General features: G+C 66.0%; 17 protein-coding genes and 1 tRNA gene. 2 read left to right on the top strand and 16 right to left on the bottom strand.

Features of this window, described 5'->3' with window-relative positions; genetic code table 11:
- Positions 1-27: 27 nt before the first annotated feature.
- From QPK29_RS29335 to QPK29_RS29300, 8 genes are all read right to left on the bottom strand, one after another.
- On the bottom strand, positions 28-1,053 hold the full coding sequence (locus QPK29_RS29335; RefSeq protein ID WP_371771782.1) for an EpsD family peptidyl-prolyl cis-trans isomerase: 1,026 nt from the start codon (positions 1,051-1,053) through the stop codon (positions 28-30).
- Between the two features lie 117 nt (positions 1,054-1,170).
- On the bottom strand, positions 1,171-2,151 hold the full coding sequence (gene fcl / locus QPK29_RS29330; RefSeq protein WP_371771783.1) for a GDP-L-fucose synthase: 981 nt from the start codon (positions 2,149-2,151) through the stop codon (positions 1,171-1,173).
- A 3-nt stretch (positions 2,152-2,154) separates the two neighbouring features.
- Positions 2,155-3,270, bottom strand: coding sequence for a GDP-mannose 4,6-dehydratase (gene gmd, locus QPK29_RS29325; RefSeq protein ID WP_371771784.1), 1,116 nt, complete (start codon positions 3,268-3,270; stop codon positions 2,155-2,157).
- A gap of 181 nt (positions 3,271-3,451) precedes the next feature.
- The gene (locus QPK29_RS29320) at positions 3,452-4,831 is read right to left on the bottom strand and encodes an undecaprenyl-phosphate glucose phosphotransferase (protein ID WP_371771785.1); all 1,380 of its coding nucleotides are present in this window, start codon (positions 4,829-4,831) and stop codon (positions 3,452-3,454) included.
- Between the two features lie 23 nt (positions 4,832-4,854).
- Positions 4,855-6,051, bottom strand: a complete 1,197-nt coding sequence (gene epsL, locus QPK29_RS29315) for an XrtB/PEP-CTERM-associated polysaccharide biosynthesis outer membrane protein EpsL (RefSeq protein ID WP_371771786.1) — start codon at positions 6,049-6,051, stop codon at positions 4,855-4,857.
- A 38-nt stretch (positions 6,052-6,089) separates the two neighbouring features.
- Positions 6,090-6,827, bottom strand: coding sequence for a CAAX prenyl protease-related protein (locus QPK29_RS29310; protein ID WP_371771787.1), 738 nt, complete (start codon positions 6,825-6,827; stop codon positions 6,090-6,092).
- Between the two features lie 54 nt (positions 6,828-6,881).
- A complete protein-coding gene (locus tag QPK29_RS29305) occupies positions 6,882-8,792 on the bottom strand; it encodes an ATP-binding cassette domain-containing protein (RefSeq protein WP_371771788.1) in 1,911 nt (636 codons plus the stop codon).
- A gap of 108 nt (positions 8,793-8,900) precedes the next feature.
- Positions 8,901-8,975: transfer RNA gene (locus tag QPK29_RS29300), tRNA-Arg, on the bottom strand.
- Between the two features lie 430 nt (positions 8,976-9,405).
- On the opposite strand from QPK29_RS29300, the gene QPK29_RS29295 reads away from it, so the two are divergent.
- A complete protein-coding gene (locus QPK29_RS29295) occupies positions 9,406-11,604 on the top strand; it encodes a bifunctional SulP family inorganic anion transporter/carbonic anhydrase (RefSeq protein ID WP_371771789.1) in 2,199 nt (732 codons plus the stop codon).
- A gap of 27 nt (positions 11,605-11,631) precedes the next feature.
- Here QPK29_RS29295 and QPK29_RS29290 read toward each other — a convergent pair whose 3' ends face one another.
- The 7 genes from QPK29_RS29290 to QPK29_RS29260 all read right to left on the bottom strand — a co-directional run bounded on the left by QPK29_RS29290 (position 11,632) and on the right by QPK29_RS29260 (position 23,673).
- Positions 11,632-13,737 carry a hybrid sensor histidine kinase/response regulator gene (locus QPK29_RS29290; protein ID WP_371771790.1) on the bottom strand — a complete coding sequence of 702 codons (2,106 nt, stop codon included), beginning with the start codon at positions 13,735-13,737 and terminating at the stop codon, positions 11,632-11,634.
- Between the two features lie 300 nt (positions 13,738-14,037).
- Positions 14,038-14,733 (bottom strand): response regulator, encoded by a 696-nt coding sequence (locus QPK29_RS29285; RefSeq protein ID WP_371764750.1) that lies wholly within the window; start codon positions 14,731-14,733, stop codon positions 14,038-14,040.
- 64 nt (positions 14,734-14,797) lie between these two features.
- Positions 14,798-19,018 (bottom strand): hybrid sensor histidine kinase/response regulator, encoded by a 4,221-nt coding sequence (locus QPK29_RS29280; protein ID WP_371771791.1) that lies wholly within the window; start codon positions 19,016-19,018, stop codon positions 14,798-14,800.
- Complete coding sequence (locus QPK29_RS29275) at positions 19,015-20,184, bottom strand: patatin-like phospholipase family protein (RefSeq protein WP_371771792.1); 1,170 nt, start codon at positions 20,182-20,184, stop codon at positions 19,015-19,017. Before QPK29_RS29275 ends, QPK29_RS29280 begins: the two co-directional genes overlap by 4 nt.
- Positions 20,185-20,353: 169 nt before the next feature.
- On the bottom strand, positions 20,354-22,147 hold the full coding sequence (locus tag QPK29_RS29270) for a gamma-glutamyltransferase family protein (protein WP_371771793.1): 1,794 nt from the start codon (positions 22,145-22,147) through the stop codon (positions 20,354-20,356).
- Between the two features lie 52 nt (positions 22,148-22,199).
- Positions 22,200-22,964: a 3-hydroxyacyl-CoA dehydrogenase gene (locus QPK29_RS29265; RefSeq protein ID WP_160408342.1), complete on the bottom strand. Its 765-nt coding sequence runs from the start codon at positions 22,962-22,964 to the stop codon at positions 22,200-22,202.
- Between the two features lie 106 nt (positions 22,965-23,070).
- The gene (locus QPK29_RS29260) at positions 23,071-23,673 is read right to left on the bottom strand and encodes a hypothetical protein (RefSeq protein WP_160408340.1); all 603 of its coding nucleotides are present in this window, start codon (positions 23,671-23,673) and stop codon (positions 23,071-23,073) included.
- A gap of 158 nt (positions 23,674-23,831) precedes the next feature.
- Here QPK29_RS29260 and QPK29_RS29255 point away from each other — a divergent pair, with 158 nt between their 5' ends.
- Entirely contained in the window at positions 23,832-25,130 is a 1,299-nt protein-coding gene (locus tag QPK29_RS29255; RefSeq protein ID WP_371771794.1) for an acetyl-CoA hydrolase/transferase family protein, read from the top strand.
- Positions 25,131-25,172: 42 nt separating this feature from the next.
- Here the strand turns inward: QPK29_RS29255 and QPK29_RS29250 are convergent.
- Positions 25,173-25,803: IS1595 family transposase (locus QPK29_RS29250; protein WP_400189882.1), on the bottom strand; the 631-nt coding region annotated here is incomplete at its 5' end.

Here is a 25,803-nt window from a genome sequence, read left to right as displayed (position 1 = left end):
ACTCCTTATGGGTCGTCAATGTTGGGATTACTTCAGTCCGGCGACGCCGCGGTCCAGCGCTGCCTTGTCGGCCCCGGATGCGTTGTCGGCTGGTGCGTTGTCCGCCGCGGGCATGGCGGCGGGTGGCGCCGCGGCGGGATCGGCATTCGCCACCGCGCTCGCCGGCGCGGCCTTGGGATCGGGCACCATCGATTTGTTCAGGTACTCGATCTTTGCGGTGGAACGCAGGCGCTGCAGCTCGGCCGCGGCCAGTTCCTTGTTCTTGCGGTTCACGAGGAATTGCTCGATCTGGTTCGATGCGACCTGCAGCGAGACCGGCGCATCCTTGACTTCGGCGACGGAAATGAACATCGCGCGCGGCCCTTCCTTGACGACGAACAGCTGCCCCTTGGGCATGCCCAGCAACTTCGAGGACAGCTGCGGCGGCACGTCGGCCGTCGAGCGCGTGACCTGGTTACGGCCGTACTTGATCTTGTGCGTGTCCAGCCACACGGCGACCTCTTCCAGCGACTTGGCGCTGTCGGCCGCGCTGCGTACCTCGGGCGTCAGGTCGTTGGCGGAGATCACGAGTTCGTTCATGCTGAACTGCTTACGATTGGAAAAGAATTCGGGATGCTTGTTGTAGTAGTCCTCGACTTCCGCCGGCGTCGGCTTCGCCACGTTGCCGACGCGCTTTTGCAGATAGGCCTGAGCGATGATCAGCGATCTGGCGCGGTCGATCGCCTGCATGACCTTGGGATCGCGGTCGAGGTTTTCCTTGGCGGCCGCGTCCTGCAGCAATTGGCGGTCGATGAGAACCTGCAGCAATTGCTTGCTGGCGGCATCCTGCTGGGCGGCAGAGACGCCCGCGCGCTGCAGTTCCTCGTTGAGCTGGAGTACCGTAACCTCTTCCCCATTCACGCTCGCCAGCGCCTGGCCGGGTTTCTTTTCTTTCGCCTTGTCGCCGCACGCGCTCAAGGTTGCCGCAACCAGGATCAGCGCGGCGCACAGCACGCGCTTCGGAGTCGTAGGAGAGGATGTGTTCATGTTGGCAGCCACGTGGTTGTTGTTCACTGGGTTTCCTTGGGAATGGGGTGGAACTCTTGTTATAGCCCGCTCATTCTGGGAGCCGCACGACGCGGACTCTGTTCGTCAATTAACACTCTGCCGTACGGCTCCCGCCGCGATCGCTCAGGCGGCGGCCCGCTTTTCCTGGTCCGCCACCAGGTCGACGAAGGCCGCGTACGCGCGCCGCAATCCTTCCGGCAACGGTGTGCGCGCCTGCCAGCCGAGGGATTTCAGCTTGGACACGTCGAGCAGCTTGCGCGGCGTGCCGTCCGGCTTGGTGGGATCGAATGCGATGCGGCCGCGGTAGCCGACGGTCTCGCCGACGAGCCACGCGAGGTCCGCGATCGTGACGTCCTCGCCCGTGCCCACGTTGATGTGCGAATGCATCGGGTCGGTGTACGACGCATAGGTGGCGTGGTCGAGGTTCATCACGTACACGCTCGCTTCCGCCATGTCGTCGACGTACAGGAATTCGCGCATCGGCTTGCCGCTGCCCCAGATCACGACTTCGGGCGCGCCGGCGAGCTTCGCTTCGTGGAAGCGCCGCATCAGCGCGGGGATCACGTGGCTGTTTTCCGGGTGATAGTTGTCGCCGGGACCATACAGATTCGTCGGCATCACGCTGCGGTAATCCGTGCCGTACTGGCGGTTATAGCTTTCGCACAGTTTGATGCCGGCAATCTTCGCCATCGCATACGGTTCGTTGGTCGGCTCCAGCATGCCGCTCATCAGATACTCTTCCTTGATGGGCTGCCGGGCCAGGCGCGGGTAGATGCACGAGGAGCCCAGGAACAGCAGCTTGTTCACCCCGTTGCGCCAGGCTTCGTGCACGACGTTCGCCTGCACCATCATGTTGTCGTAGATGAAGTCGGCCGGATACGTGTTGTTCGCATGGATGCCGCCGACCTTGGCGGCGGCCAGGTAGACCTGGTCGATGCGCTCGTTGCGGAAGAACTCTCGGACCTGGGCCTGGTCGGTCAGTTCGAGTTCCGCGTGGCTGCGCGTGACGATGTTCGTGTGGCCTTGCGCGCGCAGCACGCGCACGATGGCCGAACCGACCAGCCCGTTATGGCCGGCCACATAGATGCGGGGTTGAGTATTCAACGTTCACTCCAGTGAAATTGCAACGTTGTAGCCATGCGAGGCGAGAAGCTTGTGGCGACGCGCCGTCTCGAGGTCGTGCGCCACCATCTCCTGCACCATCGCTTCGAAAGAGGTGCGCGGCTCCCATCCCAGCCGGCGGCGCGCCTTGCCCGGGTCGCCGAGCAGCGTGTCGACTTCGGTCGGACGGAAGTATTGCGGGTCGACGGCGACGATCGGTTGGCCCACCACGACGCCGGTCGCCTTGTCGCCATGGATGGCGGCGATCACGCCGCGTTCGTGCACGCCCTCGCCCTGCCATGCGATCTCGATGCCCAGCTCGCGTGCGGCCACCTCGACGAAGTGCCGCACAGAATACTGGCGGCCCGTCGCGATGACGTAGTCCTCGGGCGTGTCCTGCTGGAGCATCAGCCATTGCATCTCGACATAGTCGCGCGCATGCCCCCAGTCGCGCAGCGCGTCGAGGTTGCCCAGGAACAGTTGCTGCTCCAGGCCTTGCGAGATGTTCGCGAGGCCGCGCGTGATCTTGCGCGTGACAAAGGTCTCGCCGCGGCGCGGCGACTCATGGTTGAACAGGATGCCGTTGCATGCGTACATGCCATACGCTTCGCGGTAATTCACTGTGATCCAGTAGGCGTACAGCTTGGCGACGGCATACGGGCTGCGCGGATAGAACGGCGTCGTCTCGCGCTGCGGGGTTTCCTGGACAAGGCCGTACAACTCCGATGTCGATGCCTGGTAGAACCGGGTCGTCTTTTCCAGGCCGAGGAAACGGACCGCTTCCAGCAGGCGCAGGGTGCCGAGGCCGTCCACGTCGGCCGTATATTCCGGCGATTCGAACGACACCGCCACGTGGCTCATCGCACCGAGGTTGTAGACTTCGTCCGGCCGGACTTCGCACAGGATGCGGTTGAGGTTCGACGTGTCGGACAGGTCGCCGTAATGCAGGTGGAAGTGATTGTCCTCGACGTGCGGATCCTGGTAGATGTGATCGATCCGCTCGGTATTGAAGAGCGAGGCGCGCCGCTTGATGCCATGCACTTCGTAACCCTTGGCCAGCAGCAGTTCCGCGAGATAGGAACCGTCCTGGCCGGTGACACCCGTGATCAACGCTTTCTTCATTGGCTGTTGTCCTGGCGAATTGTTATGCAAAATCAATAAAAAATTGCAATCTCAGCAATTATTTTCACGCAGCCCATCGGGCGCCGCAAGCGCCGATCCGATTGAATCGGCCTCTTTAAGCGGGAGCTAAGCGACCCGGCATGTGCGCGCATTTAACGCGCGGCATCAAGACGCGCGCGTTTCAAAACGCGTTCTCGCGCGTGAGCACCACTTTCACGGTCTTGAGAACGATCCACAGGTCCAGCCACAGGGACCAGTTGCGCAGGTAATCGAGGTCGTACTGGATGCGCGCTTCCATCTTGTCCAGCGTGGCAGTTTCACCACGCAGCCCGTTGACCTGCGCCCAACCGGTGATGCCTGGTTTGACCTTATGGCGCAGCATGTATCCCTTGATCAGCTTGCGATACTGCTCGTTGTGCGCGACCGCGTGCGGACGCGGCCCGACGATGCTCATCCTGCCCTGCAGCACGTTGACGAACTGCGGCAGCTCGTCGAGCGACGTGCGGCGCAGGAAGCGGCCGATGGGCGTCACGCGGTCGTCTTCCTTGCGCGCCTGCACGATGGCATCGCCGTTTTCCATCACCTTCATCGAACGGAATTTGTAGACGATGATCTCTTCGCCATACAGGCCGTAGCGGCGCTGGCGGAAGATCACGGGGCCCGGCGAACTCATCCTGACGACCGCGGCGATCACGAGCATCAGCGGCGCCAGCAGTAGCAGGATCAGGCTCGACAGCACGATGTCGGAACCGCGCTTGATGGTGCTGTTCAGGCCCATGAACGGGGTCTCGCAGATCGCGATCACGGGCATGCCGCCCACGTTGTCGAAGCGCGCCTGCATCAGGTCGAAGATATAGACGTCCGGCAGGAAATAGACGGACGCGGTCGTGTCCTGCAACTCGTCGATGAGCTTGCGGATGCGCGGCTGCGCGGAGATCGGCTGGCTGATGAAGATCATCTTGATGCCGTTATCGCGCACGTACTGCACCAGCTCGCTCGTCTTGCCCAGCATCGGATGCGGCAGCTCGGCCGGGTGCCGTTCGCCGTCGCGGTCGTCGAAGAAGCCGCGCACCTGCATGAACAGGTTCGGATGGCGGTCGCAGATGCCGGCGAATTTCAGGCCCACGTCGTTGACGCCGACCACCACCACCGAGCGCACTTCCTTGCTCTTGCCGGGCCGGCTCGCAATGCGCACGGCGATGTGGCTGCCCAGCAGAATGAGCGGCGTGGCAACGGCCCAGGCCAGCAGCACGCGCTCGTCGTAATAGTATTTGAGGCCGCTGGACGAGCCGAGGAACATCAGCACGGCGATCGTCACGCACCAGCCGAACACGGTGTCGCGCGCGTAGGCCCACATGCGCCCGCCGCGCCACGTGCGGTACGGATCGACGTGCTGGTACACGGCCGACGAAATGAAGAAGGCCAGCACCATCAATACCAGCAGGTAGCCCGAGAACGGCTCATGGAACAGCACCGCCGACAGGTACAGCGTGCCCATGATGATCAGGGGATCGAGTACGCGCTGGAAGAACGAGATCAGCGGTATGTCATTGACCGTCATGAGAATGATCGGAAGCTGCGCATTCAAAACTGCGCATTGGCCGACAGCGACACGCTGTTCGACTTGAAGCTGCCCGTACCGAGCACGGGCGATCCGCTGCGCGCCTGGTGCGCCAGCCCCGCCGACACCTGGATGGTCGGCCGCGGCGTCCACGTCGCGGACAGGCTCTGCGTGCGGATGGAATCGCGGATGTCGCCCGCGCTGGCGAACGACGCGCGCGCGTTGTAGTTGCGCCGTTCGTAGACGGCGTCGGCATTCACCTTGATCTTGGCCGTCGCATCCCATTGCGCGCCGACGCTGGCGCCCTTGTTCAGCGTATAGCTCACGACCGTGCTTTCCAGCGGCGCGAAGTCGCGCCAGACGGCGGCCCGGTACGTCATCTTGCCGCGCGGCTGGTACGTGGCCTTGATCTTGCCGGCCACGCCGCTCGTCTTGCCGGTGCCGAACGACGGCTGGTCGCGCCGCGTGTAGCCGACCAGTGCATCGAACGTCGTGGAACCCGTCGCGATCCACAGCACGCGCGCCTTCAGTTCGTCCTGCGTGAAGTTGTCGTTGAGAAGATTCGGACCGACGGGGCGCGGATAGGGATACTTGCCCTTGACCCGCCGCGCCACGAGGCCGACCGTGCTGCCGCTGCTGGGCAGGTAATCGAGTTCGACCTCGCTCGCATCTTCCGTGCGGTTGTTGTAGCGCTGGGCGAACAGCTCGTAGTCGTACTTGTCGCGCTGGAAGCCCGTGCGCACGCGCCAGGACGAGTGAAAGCGCCACGCGCCTTCCGCGAAGTGGCTGCGGCTGCGGCGCAGGTTGCGCTCGTTGCTCTGGAAATCGGTGTAGGGCGCCAGCACCTGTTGATAGGTGGTGCCGACCTTGCCTTCGAGGCGGTTGCCGAGTTGCCAGAACCAGGTTGCCTGCAAGTCCTTGCCATCGTAATTCAGCTGTTTGAAGTGGTCGAAGTCGTATTTCGACAGCTTGGCCACGATGGAAATCCGCTGGCGGCTATAGGTCTTATCGAAGATCAATCCGCCCTCCCGCATCCACCAGGAATCGGCCCGGGTGCCGTCGAACCCGGGCTGCCCCTCCGGCACACGCAGCAGGTTGTCGTCGTGGCCGTAGCCGACGCCGGCATACAGGTGGAGCGCATCGCTGGGACCGGCGCCGGCCGGCAACGTGAACAGGGTGCAGAGCAACAGGGCAAGGGGACGCACGCGGAAATTCAGCATGATGGTTAGTCTTTTTCTTGAAGTTAATGGCGGACGGCTTACCAGTAAGACCAGCTGCCGGTCCGAACCACCCACACGCCCAGCAGGCCGTTGGTGACGGCGTGCGCCAGGATCGGCGACCACAGGTTGCGGTGACGCATGTACAGCAGGCTGTAGGCCGCGCCCGCGACGATCCCCGCAAGCCAGAGGTTATGTTCGACACCGAACAGCACGACAGTGATGACGAAGCTTTTGATGGAGAGTTGAGAGGGCTCAACCGACGCGAAGTCTGGCGCATCCACCCACCGCATTAGGAAAGAGCGCCAGAACAACTCTTCCATGACGGGCACGACGAGCGCGGCGCCGGCGATGCGGATCGCCACGAGCAGCCAGTCGATGCGGCCGTCGACGCGCGGATCGAAGCCGGACGGGGAACCGAACACCATCCAGCCGGCGTCCAGGCTGATCCACAGGACGAGCACGAGCACGCCCGTCGCCAGCGCGGTCAGAGCGTGCAACGGTGCGAGATAGAAGGGGGTAAATTCGCGGGAAAGTTCTTTGTACTGGCGCCAGAACAGCGCCAGCAACAGGGCCACGAGGGCGATCTTGGCGGGATACAGCCAGCGCAGGGTGTCCGGCGCGACACCCAGGCGTTGCAGCACGTCGCCGATGACGATGAAGGCCAGGTAGGCGGCGAAGGGCAGGATGCGGAGCCAGGCCGCGCGGTTGAACATGGGAGCGTCGGTGCGGATGGCTGCCGTGGCGGGCACGGCGCAGCGGTCGTCATGCTCAGTCATGTCTCTCCGTCAGCGGGCGCCTGGCCCGCGCTCAGCGATGCGCTAACGCATGGGCTAGTCTCCCCGCGCGCGCGCTTCGAGGCCTTCCCAACGCTCCAGGGCGTCGAGCAGAAGCTCCTCGATTTCCGCGTAACGCGCATTGATCCGGCGCGCGTCAGCGGGATTGGTCTTGTAGAAGTCGGGCGCATTCAGCTGTGCCGCGATGGCCGACTGCTCGTCTTCAAGGCTGGCGATAAGCTGCGGCAACTCCTCCAGCTCTCGCTGTTCCTTGTAGCTCAACTTTACCTTCTTGCCCGACGCGTTCTGTGCGTTGGATGACATATCCTGCGCTTTCGCCGGCGCGGCCTTTTGTGCCGCCGCGGGCGCCGGCGCCGCCTTCACGCGCTCCCAGTCGCTGTAGCCGCCGACGAATTCGCGCCACGTCCCCTGCCCTTCGGAAACGATGACCTGCGTGACGACGTTGTCGAGGAATGTGCGGTCATGGCTGACGAGGAACACCGTGCCCGAGTAATCCGTCAACAGTTCTTCGAGCAGTTCGAGCGTCTCGATGTCGAGGTCGTTGGTGGGTTCGTCGAGCACGAGGCAGTTGGCCGGCTTGGCGAACAGGCGCGCCAGCAGCAGGCGGTTGCGCTCGCCGCCGGACAGCGATTTCACGGGCGAACGCGCGCGCTCGGGCGCGAACAGGAAGTCGCCCAGGTAGCTCATCACGTGCTTGCGCTGGCCGTTGATCTCGACCCAGTCGCTGCCCGGCGCGATCGTGTCGGCCAGCGTCGCTTCCTCGTTCAGTTGCGCGCGCATCTGGTCGAAGTACGCGACGTTCAAGCGCGTGCCCAGCTTGACGTTGCCGCTGTCCACCGTCTCTTCGCCGAGAATGATCTTCAACAGCGTCGTCTTGCCCGCGCCGTTCGGGCCGATCAGGCCGACCTTGTCGCCACGCATGATCGTGCCGGTAAAGTCTTTCACGATCACCTTGGCGCCATACGACTTCGAGATGTTTTCCAGTTCCGCGACGATCTTGCCGGAGCGCTCGCCGGTCGCCACGTCGATGCGCACCTGGCCCTGCTGGTCGCGGCGCGAAGCACGCTGCAGGCGCAGGTCTTCCAGGCGGCGCACGCGGCCTTCGTTGCGGGTGCGGCGCGCTTCCACGCCCTTGCGGATCCACACTTCTTCCTGTGCAAGCACCTTGTCGAACTTGGCGTTCTCGACCTCTTCGATCGCGAGCAGTTCCTTCTTGCGTTCCTGGTACTTGCTGAAATTGCCGGGGAACGAGAGCAGGCGGCCGCGGTCCAGTTCGACGATGCGCGTGGCGACGTTGTCGAGGAAGCGGCGGTCGTGGGTGATGAACAGCACGGAGCCGCGGAATTCGCGCAGCAGGCCTTCCAGCCACTGGATCGACGTGAAGTCCAGGTGGTTCGTCGGTTCGTCCAGCAGCAGCACGTCGGGACCGGACACGAGCGCGACAGCCAGCGCCACGCGCTTCTGCATACCGCCCGACAAGGTGCCCATGGTCGCATCGCCCGCGAGGCCCAGGCGGCCCAGCGTCGTCTCGACGCGGTTGCCGAGGTTCCACGCATCCGTCGCATCGAGCTTGGCCTGCAGATCGTGCATGCGCTCCATGATCGCGTCGTCATTGCCCTGGCCGAATTGCCCCGTCAGCGATTCGTACTCGGCCAGCATCGCCTGCTGGTCGCCCATGCCGGTGGCGACGGCATCGAACACGGTCATCTCCGGATCGAATACGGGCTCCTGCTCGACGTACGCGATCTTGACGCTCTGCTGCATGACGAGCAGGCCGTCGTCCAGCTTCGAGCGGCCGGAGATGATTTTCAGCAGCGAGGATTTGCCGGTGCCGTTGCGCCCGATGAGGCCGACGCGTTCGCCGGCTTCCAGCGAGAAATCGGCATGGTCGAGCAGCGCGACGTGGCCGAAGGCCAGTTGCGCGGAAGAGAGGGAAATGACAGCCATGGTGTGAGCGGCCGCGACGCGGATCGTGCGCGGGTATCAGTAAGAGTGTGAGAAAGCAGGCATTGTACCGAAGGGGGACGGCCTGATGCGGCTGGGGGAAGGTGAAACTGGTGTCGCCAGCAGGAATCGAACCTGCATCTAAGTCTTAGGAGGACCTTGTACTATCCATTGTACTATGGCGACACTCTGCGTACTGCAGCCAGCTATTCTACAGCAGCCACGCCCCGCCCACAACGTTCGCCCCCTCTCCCGGCATCCGCGCATTTGGCAGATTCCCAATTCGGCGTTATTTAAAGCAATAAAAATACCCCGAGAAAAACCGCTTTTATTCAAATCCATTCGCCCGAAAGAATTGTAACGTTTGACCGTGCATGCTGGACGCATTTGCAAACTGCATGTTATATTTTTTCCCCGTCGTTTTAACAATCGACGCTCCTGAAAATGCATCGAAACGGTGCATTGCACCGTTTTGGTTCAATCCAAATCAAACGTTCATACATCCGGTTCATCGGCCATAGACCGATGTAAATCGCGATGTAAATCGTTATATCGCCATGCGCAAAACGAATCAGCGCATTCTGACTGACAACCATCGTTCTTCCGTGAGATTCCCATGCATACGAATACCCTCAAGTACGATTTGCCGGCCGGCATAGTAGTGTTTCTTGTCGCCTTGCCCCTGTGTCTCGGTATTGCCCTCGCCTCCGGCGCCCCTTTGTTTGCAGGGATTATTTCCGGCATTATCGGCGGCATCGTCGTGGGTGCCATCAGCGGTTCCCATACGAGCGTCAGCGGCCCCGCGGCCGGGCTGGCGGCCGTCGTCCTCGCCTCGATCACGAAACTCGGCGCTTTCGAAATCCTGCTCGCGGCAATATTGCTTGCCGGCGTAATGCAATTGGCCATGGGTGTCGCCCGTGCCGGCTTTATCGCCAACTACATTCCCTCGAACGTAATCAAGGGATTACTCGCGGCGATCGGCATTCTGCTGATACTCAAACAGATTCCCCATGCGATCGGTTATGACGTCAATCCGGCCGATGAAACGTCGTTCATCCATGCCAATGGCGAAAACACGTTTTCCGCGATTGCGCATGCATTCAGCGCGATCACGCCCGGCGCCATGATCATTGCGCTCCTGTCGATGCTGATCCTGGTGTATTGGGACAGGACGCCATTAAAGAACATTAAATTGCTGCCGGCGCCATTGTTCGTCGTGGCACTGGGTGTTGCACTGAATGTGACATTCGATCGTTTCTTTCCCGCACTGAGTATCGATCCGGAACATCTCGTCGATATTCCGCCCCTCGATATCGGTAACCTGGGTGCCTACCTGAATTTCCCGGATCTCGCCCATTTCACGAACCACGACGTCTGGATCGTCGGCTTCACGATCGCCATCGTCGCGTCGCTGGAAACGCTGCTGAACGTGGAAGCGGTCGACAAGCTCGATCCGCACAAGCGCGAAACGCCCACGAACCGCGAACTCGTCGCACAAGGCGTCGGCAACATCTGCGCCGGCCTGCTGGGCGGCCTGCCCGTCACGTCCGTCATCGTGCGCAGTTCCGTCAACATCCAGAACGACAACCGGACCAAGGCCTCGACCATCCTCCACGGCGTGCTGCTGCTGGCCAGCGTGCTCGTGCTGGCGCCCATGCTGAACCTGATTCCGCTGGCCGCGCTGGCCGCGATCCTCATCGTGACGGGCTACAAGCTGGCCAAGGTCTCGCTGTTCCGCGACATGTACAAGAAGGGCTGGTCGCAATTCGTGCCGTTCGCCGTCACCGTGGCCGCCATCGTGCTGACAGACCTGCTGACCGGCGTGCTGATCGGCCTGGCCGCCAGCCTGTTCTACCTGATGCGCAGCCACTTCAAGAATCCGTTCTCGATGGAGCAGTACCGCCTGCACATCGGCGAGGTCGTCAAGATGGAATTGCCGAACCAGGTGTCGTTCCTGAACAAGGCCACGATCAAGAGCGCGCTGTGGGAAATCCCGGAGAACGCGAACGTGCTGATCGACGCGGCCAACTCGGACTACATCGACCACGACGTGCTGGAAGTCATCAACGACTACCGCGTCGTGGCGGCGGAACGCAACGTCAAGCTGAACGTCGTGGGCCTGCGCGACGAGTACAGCCTGCACGATCCGATCCAGTTCGTCCCCGCCCTCGACAAGGACACGCAGACCAGGCTGGCTCCGGAAGACGTGCTGCAGCTGCTGCGTGACGGCAACGAGCGCTTCCGTGCGGGCCGCACGACGAAGAAATACTATCTGCACCAGGTCGAGGCGACGGCGGGCGGGCAGCACCCGATGGCCGTCGTCGTCAACTGCATCGACTCGCGCACGTCGCCGGAAATCATCTTCGACGCCGGCCTGGGCGACCTGCTGACGGTCCGCATCGCGGGCAACGTGATCAGCCGCGAGATCATCGGCAGCCTGGAGATCGCCCATAAACTGGGCGCGAAGCTGATCGTCGTGAAGGGCCACTCGAGCTGCGGCGCGATCGGCCTCGCGCTGCAGAACGAAGGCGCGCACAGCATGGGGGCGATCACGGGCAAGATCCGCAAGGCGGTCGACCAGTGCAAGTGCGGCGCCCACCATCCGCCCGAGGGCAAGGCAATGCTCGAGGCGGTCACGCGGCGCAATATCGAGAACTCGCTGGACGAGATCATCGCCGGCAGCGCCTTCCTGCGCGAGCGCATCGCGCGCGGCGAGATGGGACTCGTGGGCGCATACCACGACATCGCCACGCGCACCGTGCAGTTCGGGGAACCGGTCACGCTGGACGACGGCCGGAACGACCTGGCCGCCTGATCCCGCCCATTGAAAAGCCCGGGCCGCTCAGGCGGCTTCGGCCCCCGTCTCCGCGCCCACGGTCAGCGCCAGCATGCACCCGACCTTGTCCACCAGCGCGTTCATCGCGAACGGCTTGGTCAGGATCTCCATCTGCGCGGGCAGCTTTTCGTTCTTCATGACCGTGCTTTCCGCATAGCCCGTCACCATCAGCACGGGCAGTTGCGGCCATTGCACGCGCACGTGGTCGGCCAGCTGGCGGCCGTTCATGCCGTTGGGCAGGCCGACGTCCGTGACGAGCATGTCCGGCCGCGTGTCCTTCAACAGGCGCAGCGCCTGCGGCGCATCGCCGGCGACGAGCACCGTGTAGCCCTGCAATTCGAGCACCTCGGTCATCACGGCGCGGATGTCCGCCTCGTCGTCGACGACCATCACGACACCCTTGCGCGTGCCTGCTTCCAGCGGCGGTTCGACGTCGGGGCTCGCGGCCGGCTGCGTCTCCACGAGATGGCGCGGCAGCAGCAGGCGCACTTCGGTCCCCTGCCCCGGCCGCGACTCGATGCGCACGTTGCCGCCCGACTGGTGCGCGAAGCCGTACACCATCGACAGGCCCAGGCCGGTCCCCTGCCCCATCGGCTTCGTCGTGAAGAACGGATCGAACGCGCGCGCGACGACGTCGGGCGCCATGCCGGCGCCGTTGTCGCGCACGCTCACCTGCACATATTCTCCGGGCCGCAGGTCGCCGTGGCGGCGCGCCTGGGCTTGTGTCAACGTGACGTTCTCCGTCTCGATGACGAGCTGGCCGCCTTCCGGCATCGCGTCGCGCGCATTGTTCGCGAGGTTCAGCAGCGCGCTTTCCAGCTGGTTCGGATCGCACAGGGTCGTCCACAGCGCGGCCGCGAGACGCGTGCGCACGGCGATCGACGGGCCCGCCGCGCGCTCGATCAGGTCCGTCATCGACATCACGAGCGCGTTGACGCTGGTCGGCTTCGGATCGAGGGCCTGGCGGCGCGAGAACGCGAGCAGGCGGTGCGTCAGGGCGGCCGCGCGCTGGGTCACGCCGAGGGCGGCGTCGATGCGCGTCAGCAGGTCGCCGCTCTGGCCCATGCGCAGGCGCAGCTTCATCAGTTCCAGGTGGCCCGTGACGCCCGCCAGCATGTTGTTGAAATCGTGCGCGAGGCCGCCCGTGAGCTGGCCCACGGCTTCCATCTTCTGCGACTGGCGCAGCGCTTCCTCGGCCTGGCGCAGCGCGTCGGCCTGGTGTTTTTCCGCCGTGATGTCGCGCGCGACGCCGTACAGCAGCTCGCCTTCCGGGGAGATCGTCCACGACACCCAGCGGTACGAGCCGTCCTTGTGCAGCACGCGCGTCTCGTAGCCGACGAGCGGCGTGCCGTCGGCCAGGATCTGCATCTTGCGCAGCACGTCCTCGCGGTCGTCCGGGTACACCATGTCCATGAACGGGCGCGTGGTCGCTTCCTCGGCGCTCCAGCCGAAGCACGCGGTGAACGCGGGATTCACGGTAAGGAAGCGCCCCGTCGCCAGCGACGCCGCGGCCATCACGTCGGGCGAGATGCGCCACAGGCGTTCGCGGTCGCTCGCGTGCGACGCCACCTGGTGCGTCAGCGCCTCGTTCAGGCGGCGCAGCGACTCTTCCTTCTGGCGCAGGGACGCCAGCGCGCGCACCTTGCCCGTCGTCTCGACGACCGTGCACAGGATGCCGCCGACGGTGCCGTCGTCGTCGCGCACGGGGCTGTACGAGAACGTGAACCAGCGCTGTTCCGGATAGCCGTGGCGCGCCATCGGCACGGGCATGTCTTCGTGGTGGCAGGCTTCGCCCGCATGGGCTTTCGTTGCGATCGGCCCGACGGTGTCCCACACCTCCGGCCAGGCCGTGCGGAACGGCCGGCCCAGCGCGGCCTTGTCGCCGAGCAACGGCATGCAGGCGTCGTTAGGAAAGCTGATCAGGTCGGCGCCCCAGCACAGCAAGGTGGGGAACCGGGAATTCAGCGCCAGGCCCAGTGCCGTGCGCAATGCGGCGGGCCAGTCCTCGATGGGGCCGAGTGGCGTGATGTGCCAGTCATGGTCGGCGATATGCGCGGCCATCTGGCCGCCGCCGGTAAGGAAGGTCAGGCTGGGGGAAACCGTGGTCTTCATAGTCCTCGCTCATGCAATCCCTGGTCGATAGTCCATCCCGACAGTTCTCTGCTGCCGTGCAAAGTCGACTATTTTAATGACAAGCTCGTGACGGACGGCGCGCGCTTGGCGTGGTCCGAACGGGGCAAAAAAGCCGCCCGACAAGTTGCCGTTCTGCCTGGAAGGTGCTGCATGCCGGCCACGGCAAAAGATCAGTATGCCGGATTCCGTGGCCGTGTGGAGGGGTGATTTACAACATTTCCGACAACAATTTTTGTCGTTTTCCAGCAGGAATTTAACGTTGCGGACAGGCGCGCAACCTTACATCGCCAGGTGCCGCGTGGCGTCGGTCTGGCGCAGCACGGCGCGGTGCGCGGCTTCCAGTTCGCGCGTCAGGGCGGCGCCGTCGGGGGCGGAGCGCAAGGCGTCGAAGCCGTGCGCGGCACCGTGCAGGCCCAGCGTACGGCACCCTTCGCACAGGCGCGCCAGGTGGGCGCGGGCGGCGTCGAGCTGGCTCGTGGCCAGCAGCGCGGCCAGGTCGGTACCCGCGCTGACGAGCTGGCGCTGCAGGCCGCCGAGATACAGCAGCAGGCGCGTGGCGTCGATGCCGAGGCGGCGCAGGGTGGCGTCGGGCTGCTCGTCCGGCGCGCGCATCAGGGGTTGCAGGTGCTGCGCGACGCGCGCGGCGTCGAACGGCTTGACGATGTAGCCGGCGGCGCCCAGCGACAGCGCCTGTTCCATCGTCGCGCCGTCGGCCGCGGCCGAAACGAGGACGAACGGCAGTCCGGCGAAGCGGGCGTCCGCCTTCACGCGCGCCAGCAATTCCATGCCGGACAGGCGCGGCATGCGCAGGTCGCAGAACAGCAGCGCGGGGTCCGCGCCGGCGTCCAGCTGCGCCCAGGCGTCTGCGCCATCCTCCGCTTCCAGTACGTCGAACACGCCGCTCGCGGTGTTGTCGATCATGTGCATCAGCATCATGCGCGACACCACGTCATCGTCGACTATCAATACCTTCATCCCTGCCCCATTGTGTCGCAATTGTTAAATGGCAATTATACAGACTGTGAGACGCGCGCACGATTCAGGCAGTCGCCGCCTCGAAGCGGGCCAGCAGGTCCCACAGGCGCGGCAGGCCCGCGCGCACGGCGTCGAGCTGGCCCGCGTCCGCCAGGGCCTCGAGTTCGGCGCACAGCGCGCGCAGCCCATCCTCGCCCAGGTAGCCGGCACTGCCCTTCATGCCGTGCAGGACGCGTCCGGCCGTGTCGCGGTCGCCCGTCGCCAGCGCCTTGTCCAGTTCGATGCGGCGGCGCGGCAGGTCGGCCAGGAAGGCGCCGCGCAGGCGGTCCTTCAGGTCGCTTGCGCGCCGGATCGGGGGCGGCGGCGCGGCGGGCGCAACGGCGTCGCCCGGCACGTCGAACATCGCGTCCAGCTCGGCCGTCGACGGCGCGCGCGCGGCCGGCTCCGGCATCGGTGCGAGTTCGATGCCGCGCTGCAGCTGGCGCTCGATGGCGCGCGTGAGGTGGTAATGCAGTTGCGAATCGTCGATGGGCTTGGTGATGAAGGCATCCATGCCGCAGGCCAGGTAGCGCGTCCGGTCTTCCTCGCTGACGTTGGCGGTGAGCGCGACGATCATCAGGTGCTGGTCCAGCACGGGCGCTTCCAGCGGACCGCCGGCGCGGATCAGGCGCGTGGCCGACGCGCCGTCCATCTCGGGCATGCGGCCGTCCATCAGGATCAGGTCGTAGCGCGTGCGGGCGCAGGCCATCACGGCCAGCAGGCCGTTCTCGACGACGTCGACCTGGTGGCCCAGCTCCTCCAGCATCATGCGCACGATGATCTGGTTGGTCGGATAGTCTTCCGCGCACAGCACGCGCAGGCGGTGCGTGTGCGGCGCGCGCGGCTGGTCGGCGACGGAGTGCGGTTGCACGCCGTCCGCCAGCGGCAGCACGAAGCTGAACGTGGAGCCCACGCCGGGCGTGCTGGCGACGCCGATCGTGCCGCCCATCAGTTCGACGAGCTGGCGGCAGATCGCCAGGCCCAGGCCCGTGCCGCCGTAGCGGCGCGTCGTCGTCGCGTCGGCCTGCTCGAATTTCTGGAACAGGCGCGGCAAGGCGTCCGGCGCGATGCCGATGCCCGTGTCTTCGACCGAAAAGCGGATCATGTTGCGGCCCGCGCGGTCGTGCTGGTCTTCCGCGCGGCGCTCGACGCGCACGGTGACGGAGCCGCTCTCGGTGAACTTGAAGGCGTTGCCGACGAGGTTCACGAGGATCTGGCGCAGCCGGGTCGGGTCGCCCACGACGAAGCGCGGCAGGTCCGGATCGAGGCGCACGGCGAACCCCACGCTGTGCGCGCCGGCCTGCTCCTCGAACAGCGTGCCGACATGCGAAATCGATTCGTCGAGCGCGAAGTCGATGTTCTCGATGGTCAGCTTGCCCGCCTCGATCTTGGAAAAGTCGAGCAGGTCGTTGATGATCGCCAGCAGCGACTGGGCGTTCGCCTGGCCGCGCAGGATCTGCTCGCGCGTGCAGTCGCGCAGCGCCGTGTCGCGCAGCGCGAAGCCCAGCATGCCGATCACGCCGGCCAGCGGCGTGCGCATCTCGTGGCTCATGTTGGCGAGGAATTCGGACTTCTGGCGCGTCGCGTCTTCCGCGCGCTGCTTGGCCTGGTACAGCCGTTCCTCGTTTTCCTGCAGCGCGTCGTTGGCGAGCGCCAGCTCGTTCGTGCGGCGCCGCACCTGCCGTTCCTGCTCGCGCAGTTCCTCGGTCTGGCGTTCCAGCAGGCGGTTCTGCTGTTCGATGCGTTCCGTACGCGCGCTGACCTGTTGTTCCAGCATGGCCTTCTGGCGCCGCAGGACGTCCACGCGGATCCGATACGCGCCGTAGCCGCAGCCGATCACCACCAGCGCGCACAGGGTGCGGAACCACCACGTCTTCCAGTACGGCGGCAGCACGGTCACTTCCAGCGTGGCGGCGGCATCGCTCCACACGCCGTCCTTGTTCGCCGCGCGCACCTGGAACGTGTAGCTGCCCGGATCGAGGTTCGTGTAGGTCGCGAAGCGCTTGCTGGCGTCGACGCCGATCCAGTCCTGGTCGAAGCCGACGAGGCGGTAGGCGAAGCGGTTGCGGCCCGGCGCGGCGAAGTGCAGCGCCGAGAACTCCAGCGAGAACACGGAGTCCTGCGGCGTGAGCGTGATGCCGGACAGGCGCTCGATCGGCCCCGGCAGCATGCCCGGCCGGACGTCCTGCCACGGCTGGCCGAAGATCTGCAGGCCCGTGATGACGGCGCGCGGCGCGATCAGGTTGTCGTGCAGCGCGCGCGGATTGAATGCGGTGATGCCGTTGTTGCCGCCGAAGTAGAGCGTGCCGTCGGCCACGCGCAGCGCCGAGGCGTCGAAGTACGCCCCTTCGATCGTGCCGTCGGTCGCGTTGTAGTTGCGCCAGGCGCCGCTGGACGGATCGAGCCGGTGCAGGCCGCTCGAGCTGGACACCCAGATGAAGCCGTCGAGGTCTTCCTGCATCGCGGCCACGACGTCGTCCGCCATGCCGTCGCGCACCGTGTAGCGCTGGAAGCGCGGCGTGCCGTCGCTGCCGATCACCATGCGGTTCAGGCCCACGGCCGTGCCGACCCACAGGTCGCCGCGCCGGTCTTCCAGCAGGTAGTGCACCTCGTCGTGCGACAGGCTGGTGGGATCGTCGGGATCGTGGCGGAAGTGGCGGAACTTGCCGGTGGCGCGGTCGAGCAGGTCCAGGCCGTCGAACGTGCCGACCCAGAACCGGCCGTGGCGGTCTTCCAGCATCGGCCGCACGATATTGTCGGCCAGGCTCGCGGCCGCGGTCGGGTCGTGCTGGTACGTCGTCTGCTTGCCGTCCGGCGCGATGCGGTGCAGGCCGCCGCGGGTCGCGGCCCACAAGGTGCCGTCGCGCGTGACGTGCACGTTGCGCACGTAGTTGGCGTCGACGTCGTCGGTGGACAGCGGGCGCCGCGTGATGCGCCCGGTCTTCGGATCGAAGTGCGCGAGGCCGTTGCGCGTGCCGAGCCACACGGTGCTGTCGCGGCCGAGCGCCACCGACGTCGCCATCGCGTCGCCCGACAGCCCCGCTTCGACCGGCGCGAGGCGCCACGCCTGGTCCGCGCCGGTCGCCGGATCGAACAGGTGCAGGCCGCCGTTCGTGGCGAGCCACAGCTTTCCGCCGCCGTCGCCGACGATGCCGCGCACCTTGTTGTCTTCCAGCGCGAGCGGCGTGTCGTCGCCGCGCACGATGCGCGCGAAGCCGCCGCTGCCCATGTCCGCGCGCGACACGCCGCCGTACCACGTGCCGACCCAGAACGTGCCCACGCGGTCGCCGTACAGCGCCGTGACCTGGTTGTCGCCCAGGCTGTAGCTGTCGGTGATGCGGTGCGGATGGCGCTCGAAGCGGCCCAGCGCGGGCAGCCAGCGGTACAGGCCGCGGTCGTGCGAGCCGACCCAGACCTGGCGCTCGGCGTCCTCGTACAACACGCTGATCTCGCCGGGCGGCATGCCGTCGTCGAGCCCGAACGTGCGCACGTCGCCCTTCGGCCCGAGCGACAGGCGTTCCAGGCCGCCCATGCTGCCGACCCACAGGCCCTGGCCCGCGTCGACCATCAGCGTCTGCACGAAGTCGTACTTGCCGCCGCGCGGCGACGGGTGGTGGCGGAAGTGCATCCGCTCGGGATCGAGGCTGTCGAGGCCCGCCGCGGTGCCGATCCACAGGCGGCCGTCGCGCCCGCGCGCGAGGGCCGTCAGCTTGTCGGACGCGAGGCTGTCCGGCACGCCCGGCACGTGGTGCCACGTGTCGAAGCGGCCGGTCGGGATGTCGAAGTGCTGCAGGCCGTCGGCCGTGGCGAGCCACAGGCCTTCCTTGCCGTCGTCGAGGATGGCGCGGATGTGGCGGTTGCCGTTGCCCCGCTTGGCCGGTTCGTCCGGCAGGAAATGGCTGAACGTGCCGGTCTGCGGTTCGTAGCGATCGAGCCCGCCGTCCGTGCCGATCCACAGCCGGCCCTTGCGGTCGGCGTACAGCACGCGCACCCAGTTGTTGGCGAGCGTCTTCGGATCGCCGACGACGTTGCGGAAATTCGTGAAGCGGTAGCCGTCGTAGCGCGACAGGCCGGACTGGGTGCCGAACCACATGAAGCCGTCCGGGTCCTGGACGATCGACAGCACGGATTCCTGCGCGAGGCCGTCGTCCACCGACAGGTGCTCGAAGCGCAGGGTCGGCGTCGGCGCGGCCTGGGCGACAATGGCCCACAACAGCGCGAGCACCAGGAACAGGCATCGTTTCATGCTTCGAAAAACTCCAGTACGTCGCGGCGCCGGGCATAGGTGTCGCGCTGGCCCAGCGCCATCAGTTCGCGCGTGTAGCCGCCTTCGAACAGCAAATAGGACGCCAGCGAGGCGCCGCGCGCCTCGATCGCCCCGATCCCGCCCAGCAGCGTGCGCACGGGCCCCGGCAGATTGGCCGCGTGGCGCGCGGCGATGTCGTCCAGGCGTTCCGACGGCACGATCGCGAGCAGCTCGATGCGGCGCAGCGGCGTCTTCGCCAGCGCCTCCTCAGGCAGCATGGAGAGCGTGTCGTTGATGCGCTGCAGGCGCTCGATATCCATCGCGAGGCCGTCCAGGAAGATCGACGACAGCGCGTGGCCGGCGATCTGCGCCAGGCTCGGATAGCGCACGTGCGCCGGCAAATGGTTCACGGTCTCGTTCATGCGTCCCGCCCCCACGACGAGCACGCGGCGTGCGCCCAGGTGGATCGCGGGCGCGATCGGCGCCAGCTGGCGCATCGAGCCGTCGCCGCAGTATTCGAGGTGGCCGTCGAAGTACAAGGGCACGGCCGGGAAGATGAACGGCAAGGCGCTCGACGCGAGCAGGTGCTCGACGCCGATCTGTTCCTGCAGGGCGAGACGCTGGTGCCGCTTCCACGGTGCGATCTGGCGTTCGCTCTGGTAGAACGTGACGTGCTGGCCGCCGCTGTACGACGATGCGGTGACCGCGAGGGCGTCGAGGCAGCCGCTGGCCAGCGCCGCGTCCAGGCGCGGCAGGTCGAGCATGCGGTGCAGCAGGCCCACGAGCGGCGTGTTGTCGAGCAGCGACGTCGGCGGCGCCGCGTGCCACTGGCGCAGCATCCAGCCGAACGACAGCAGCGACAGCCAGCGCGCCCCGGAACGCAGCACGCCCAGCGAATCGGCGCGATAGACCTGCGTGACATCGATGCCCTCCCACACGTCCGCCAACTCGTCGACGGCGTCGCCGAAGTCGTCGGCGCGGCACGCCAGCCCGGCCGCGTTGAGGGCGCCGGCCGACGTGCCGCAGATGATCTCGAACGGATTGCGCGCAGCGGGCCAGCCCGCCTCCCCCAGGATGCGGGAGATCGCCTGCAGGACCCCCGCCTGGTAGGCCGCGCGCGCGCCGCCACCGCTGAGGATCAGCCCCGTTTTACATTCAATATCCACAGAGCAAGATTAGCAAACTCTGCCAACCTTGCGTTGAATAAATAGCTCTTCGACAAACACTTCGTTGTATTAGGGCCTCGACAAACAGTCAAAAAGCGCGCCCGCGGCGCATCAGGGCCTCGAGAAACCGTAGCGAGCGATGCGCAGCAGGTTGATCGAGGCCCCACCACTAGTCACCTTTTGCAATACCTTCGCGCCGCGGGTCGGCACCGCCGAACCACAGCGGCACGCCGTGGATCTCCATGCGCGCGATGCCCTGCAGGCCGGACGTCTGCTCGAACACGCGCACGTCGTGGCCGCGCGCTTGCAGGGCCTTCACCTCGGACAACGGGAAGCGCCCGGCCTCCAGCTCGGTCGGGCCGTTGCGGCTGCCGAAATTCGGCAGCGAGATCGCCTGCTGCATGTCGAGGCCCCAGTCGAGCGTGCCGACGAGGACCTTGGCCACGTAATTGATGATCAGCGGACCGCCCGGCGAACCGACCGCTTCCACGAATCTGCCCGTCTTCTTGTCGAACACGATCGTGGGGCTCATCGCGCTGCGCGGGCGCTTGCCCGGTTCCACGCGGTTGGCGATCGGCCCGTTCGCGTCGCGCGAATCGAACGAGAAGTCGGTCAGCTGGTTGTTGAGGATGAAGCCGTCGACCATCTGGCGCGAGCCGAACGCATCCTCGACGCTCGTCGTCATCGACAGGCCCGCGCCATACGGATCGACCGCGACGATGTGCGACGTCGAATGCGCCTCGATCGAGTTGTCCAGGCCCCAGTGCCACGCCGTCTCCACGCCCGGCGGATGGCCGGCTTGCGCCTTGCCCATCGAGCGCTGCTTGACGAGGCTGGCGCGCTGCGACAGATAGCCCTTGTCCAGCAGCGCGGGGATGCCGCGGCCGGGCAGCGGGACGAAATCCGTGTCGGCGGCGTAGCGGTCGCGGTCCGCATACGCGAGGCGGCCCACTTCCGAGAACACGTGCACGGCGTCCGCGCCCGGGATGCCGTTCGCGGGCGCCAGCGCTTTCATGTCGCGCGTCGCGAACATGCCGAGCATCTGCGCGACGGCGATCCCGCCCGACGACGGCGGCGGCATGCCGCACACCGTGTATGCGCGGTAGTCGTTGCAGACCGGCTCGCGCAGCTTCGGTTGATACGCGGCGATGTCGGCCGCGGTCAGCAGGCCCGGATTCGTCGGGTGGCTCTTGACCTTCGCTTCGATGTCGCGCGCGATGCGGCCGGTATAAAACACCTCGGCGCCGCCGGCGGCCAGTTCGCGCAGGGTACGCGCCAGCTCGGGATTCTTCAGCACGTGGCCGACGGGCCACGGCTTGCCGTCCGGCGCATAGAAGTAGGCGCGCGCGGTCGGGTCGTTGCGCAGATAGCGGTCCTCGGCCAGCAGGCTGTTCAGGCGCGGACTCACCGCGAAGCCTTGCTCGGACAGGCGGATCGCGGGCTGGAACAGCGTCTTCCACGCCAGCTTGCCGTGCTGGCGATGGGCCAGCGCCAGCATGCGCAGCACGCCCGGCGCGCCCGTCGAACGGCCGCCCACGATGCCTTCGGCCCGCGACATCGGCGTGCCGTCCGCATGCTGGAACAGGTGCTCGTCCGCCTTCGACGGCGCCGTCTCGCGGCCGTCGAACGCCTGCACCTTCTTGCCGTCGTAATACATCAGGAATGCGCCGCCGCCGATGCCGGACGATTGCGGCTCGACGAGCGTAAGGACCAGTTGCGTCGCGATGCCTGCGTCGATCGCCGTGCCGCCCTGTTTCAGCATCTCGTAGCCCGCTTCGACCGCCAGCGGATTCGCGGCCGCCACCATGTACTTGCGGGCGGTCCAGCCGGCCTTCTCGGCATAGCCGCTGGCGGCCTCGGGAGCCCGCTGCAGGGCCGAGGCGTCCTGCGCGAGTGCGACTGCGGGGTGCAGGGCGGCGGTCAATACACCGCCCAAAACGAGGACGAGCAACTTCTTGGTCATACGATTTCTCCGGGAATACCAGAGGGCATCGTACCCGAAATTGCTCAAGGGCTCACTTCGGTTGCATGCGGATGGCGCCGTCCAGGCGGATCGTCTCGCCGTTCAGCATGACGTTCTCGATGATGGTCTTCGCCAGGTGCGCGTACTCGCGCGGCATGCCGAGGCGCGGCGGGAACGGCACCATCTTGCCCAGCGAATCGCGCACTTCCTGCGGCATGCCCATCAGCATCGGCGTCTCGAAGATGCCCGGTGCGATCGTCATCACGCGGATGCCGCTGCGCGACAGGTCGCGCGCCATCGGCAGCGTCATGCCGGCCACGCCCGCCTTCGATGCGCCGTACGCGGCCTGGCCGATCTGGCCGTCGAACGCGGCGACGGACGCCGTGTTGATGATCACGCCGCGCTCGCCGTGTTCCAGCCCCTCTTCCTTGCCCATCGCATCGGCCGCCAGGCGGCACATGTTGAAGGTGCCGACGAGGTTGATGTTGATGGCGCGCTGGAACGCGTCCAGCGGATGCGGACCGTCCTTGCCGACCGTCTTGATCGCCGGCGCCACGCCGGCGCAGTTGACGAGGCCGCGCAGGCTGCCCAGTTCGAGAGCCGCCGCCACGACGGCCTGGCCGTCCGCTTCCGACGTCACGTCGCATTTCACGAAACGTGACGCTGCACCGAGCTCGGCGGCCAGCGCCGTGCCGGCTTCCTGCTGCACGTCGGCGAGCACGACCTTGCCGCCCGCTTCGACGATGGTGCGCGCGGTGGCCGCGCCCAGGCCCGAGGCGCCGCCCGTCACGATGAACACGTTATTCTGGATTTGCATCTGTCTCCCTTTCGATATGCTTCGCGTTAATTTCCGCTTATTTTCCGCTCATTTCCGTTTACGTAAACGTCAACTAGAAGATTCTAGCGGGGATTGGGTCGACACGTCAAAAACAAGTGACGGTGGTCCCGTTCCGCACACATGCGCGGCCCGTGCTGCTGACGCCGGCACTGCCGCCCGCATTGAACGTATTGCCGGCCCCATCCGTGCAAACGATGCCCTGGCAGCCGCGGATGACGCTCGTGCTGGGCACGGTGGGCTGCGGCGCCGTCGCCGGCGGCGGAATCGGCACGGCGGCCGTCGCGGGCGGCGTCGCGCCGGACCGCAGCGGCCGCGGCGCCATCGCCCCTTCTCCCTGCCACGCCGGGTGGCGGCGTGCGGCGCGGCGGCGCAATTCCTCGATCTGCTTGTCGGTGAGTGGCTTGTCTTGCGGCTGGGCCTGGCGGGCCAGCGTATCCGCTTCGTCGTGCACCTCTGCCGGGTCCTTGCGGACGGCGTCGGCGCCCTGCTGTGCGCGCGGATTCAGCACGGGGCCATAGCTCAGCGTCGCCGGCGGCGGCGTGCGCGCCGGCCTGGCCGTGCTCGCTTCATCGGCCACGGTGGCGTCGCGGTTGGCCTGCTCCGCACGCTGGGCCTGGTTCTGCGCGTGCGCCATGCACGACCACGTCAGCAGCATGCATGCAGTCAGTACATATCGTTTCGGTTCCATGATGGGTCGCTCCTCGCGTTCCATTATCGGCCGCGCGGCGCCTCGCCGGCGCGCTGCTGTGCGCCGGATGCGTGTCAGGTGAGCGTCAGTTTCCTGCGCCACGCTGTTAAGCTGCCACGGTGCATGTTTTTCAAACAAAAACGACACAGGAGACGACCATGCAGACCCTGCAGGAGATGTATCGCGCCAAGCGCGGCAGTGCCTTCGATGCCCTCAACCACGTCCGTGACGGCGACATGATCGTCGTCCCGACCGGTGTCGGCGAACCGCCCACCCTGCTGCACGCGCTGTCGCAGGAATGCCGGGGCTTCCACGACGTCCAGGTGGCGCAGATCCTCGCGATGCGCAAGTTCGGGTATTTCGCGCCTGAATGCCGGCCGCACGTGCGCCACGCGGCGCTGTTCTTCGGCGGCGCGTCGCGCGCCGGCGGCCAGGGCGGCTGGTGCGACTTCATCCCGAATTATTTTTCCGAAATCCCGCTGCTGATCGAACGGGGCCTGATGCCGTCCGACGTCGTGTTCGCGATGGCGTCGCCGATGAGCGCCTCCGGCCACTTCGCCCTCAGCCTCGGCACGGATTACACGATGGCGGCCATCGCCAAGGCGCGCACTGTCGTGCTGGAAGTGAACCCGCACGTCCCGTTCACGCACGGCCAGTGCCACGTGCACATCTCGCAGGTGACGGCGCTGGTCGAAAGCGAAGACCCGATCATGGAAGTGGGCCTGCCTCACATCGGTCCCGTGCAGGAAGCGATCGGCCGTCTCGTGGCGGAGCACATCGAAGACGGTTCCACCCTGCAGATCGGCTACGGCGGCATTCCGGACGCCGTCGTCATGCAGCTGACGGACAAGCGCGACCTCGGCATCCACACGGAGATGATCGGCGACGGCATTCTACGACTCGTGGAAGCGGGCGCCGTCAACAACCGCCGCAAGACCCTGTTGCCGGGCAAGATGGTGGCGACGTTCGCGCTCGGCTCGCGCCGCCTGTACGAGTTCATGCACCACAATCCGATGCTGGAGATGCACCCGTCGAACTTCACGAACGACCCGTACATCGCCGGGCAGAACGACAAGCTCGTGTCGATCAACGCGAGCCTGCAGGTCGACCTGCTCGGCCAGTGTGGCAGCGAGAGCATCGGACACCTGCCTTACTCCGGCACGGGCGGCCAGGTGGATTTCGTGCGCGCCGCGAACCGCTCGCGCGGCGGCAAGTCGTTCATCGTGTTGCCGTCGACGGCGAAGGACGGCACCGTCTCGCGCATCGTGCCGACCCTGTCGCCGGGCACCCACGCGACGACGAGCAAGAACGACGTCAACTACGTCGTCACGGAATGGGGTGTGGCGCAATTGCGTGGCAAGTCGGCCAAGCAGCGCGCGCAGGCACTGATCGGCATCGCGCATCCGGACTTCCGGCCGTGGCTGCGCGAGGAAGCGGACCGCATGTGCGTGTTCTGAAATAAAAAGGCTGTGTTCGCGGTAATTCGGTAACCCGCTCGTCTAGCCGAGCTGGACCGCAGCGCACAGCAGATGAGCCGGCTTCGTGAGCCGACGATCGTCCAGCACGCGCTGCCAGCCCGAGTAATGGATCAGGTAGCGGCTCGCCACGCCGCGAAACCGCACCAGCCAGCTTTTGAACCGGCTGTGCCAGCTGTTCACGTTTTGAATGTGAATCGCGCCGCGCGCCCGGACGCCCGCTTCCACGTTCACCGCTTCATGCGCGATGCCGGCCTGCTCCGCGAAATGCTGATAGACGATGGCGCCGTCGGTGATCAACAGGGCGTCGTCCGGCAAAACGGGTTTGAGGCACTCATGCAATTGCCCGACCGTCACCTGGCCGCGCCCCGTATGAAAATCAAGTGTCCGGCCGCTGCGGTCGCGCGCGACGAGCAGGCAATCGTGTTCTCGATTGATACCCCGCCGTTTGGCGACGCCACCCCGTTTTCGGGGTGGCCGCGTCAGGTTGCGCGCCCCCTTCTGCGATTCGAGCCGATACGTCTCGTCGGCCTCGACGATGGCCGACAATGTCGCCGGCCGGTCGCGCATGGCGCCGGGCACGAACCGGTGGCGCCACCGGAAGCTGGTCGTGCGATGCACGCCGACGACTCGCGCGGCATCGCGCACGGTGCGC

Origin of the sequence: Massilia orientalis (genome assembly GCF_030411975.2) — a bacterium.
In the GTDB taxonomy this organism is placed as follows: Bacteria; Pseudomonadota; Gammaproteobacteria; order Burkholderiales; family Burkholderiaceae_D; genus Telluria; species Telluria orientalis.
Note: the sequence above shows the minus strand (reverse complement) of the source record. Positions and strands in the feature narration are given on the sequence as shown.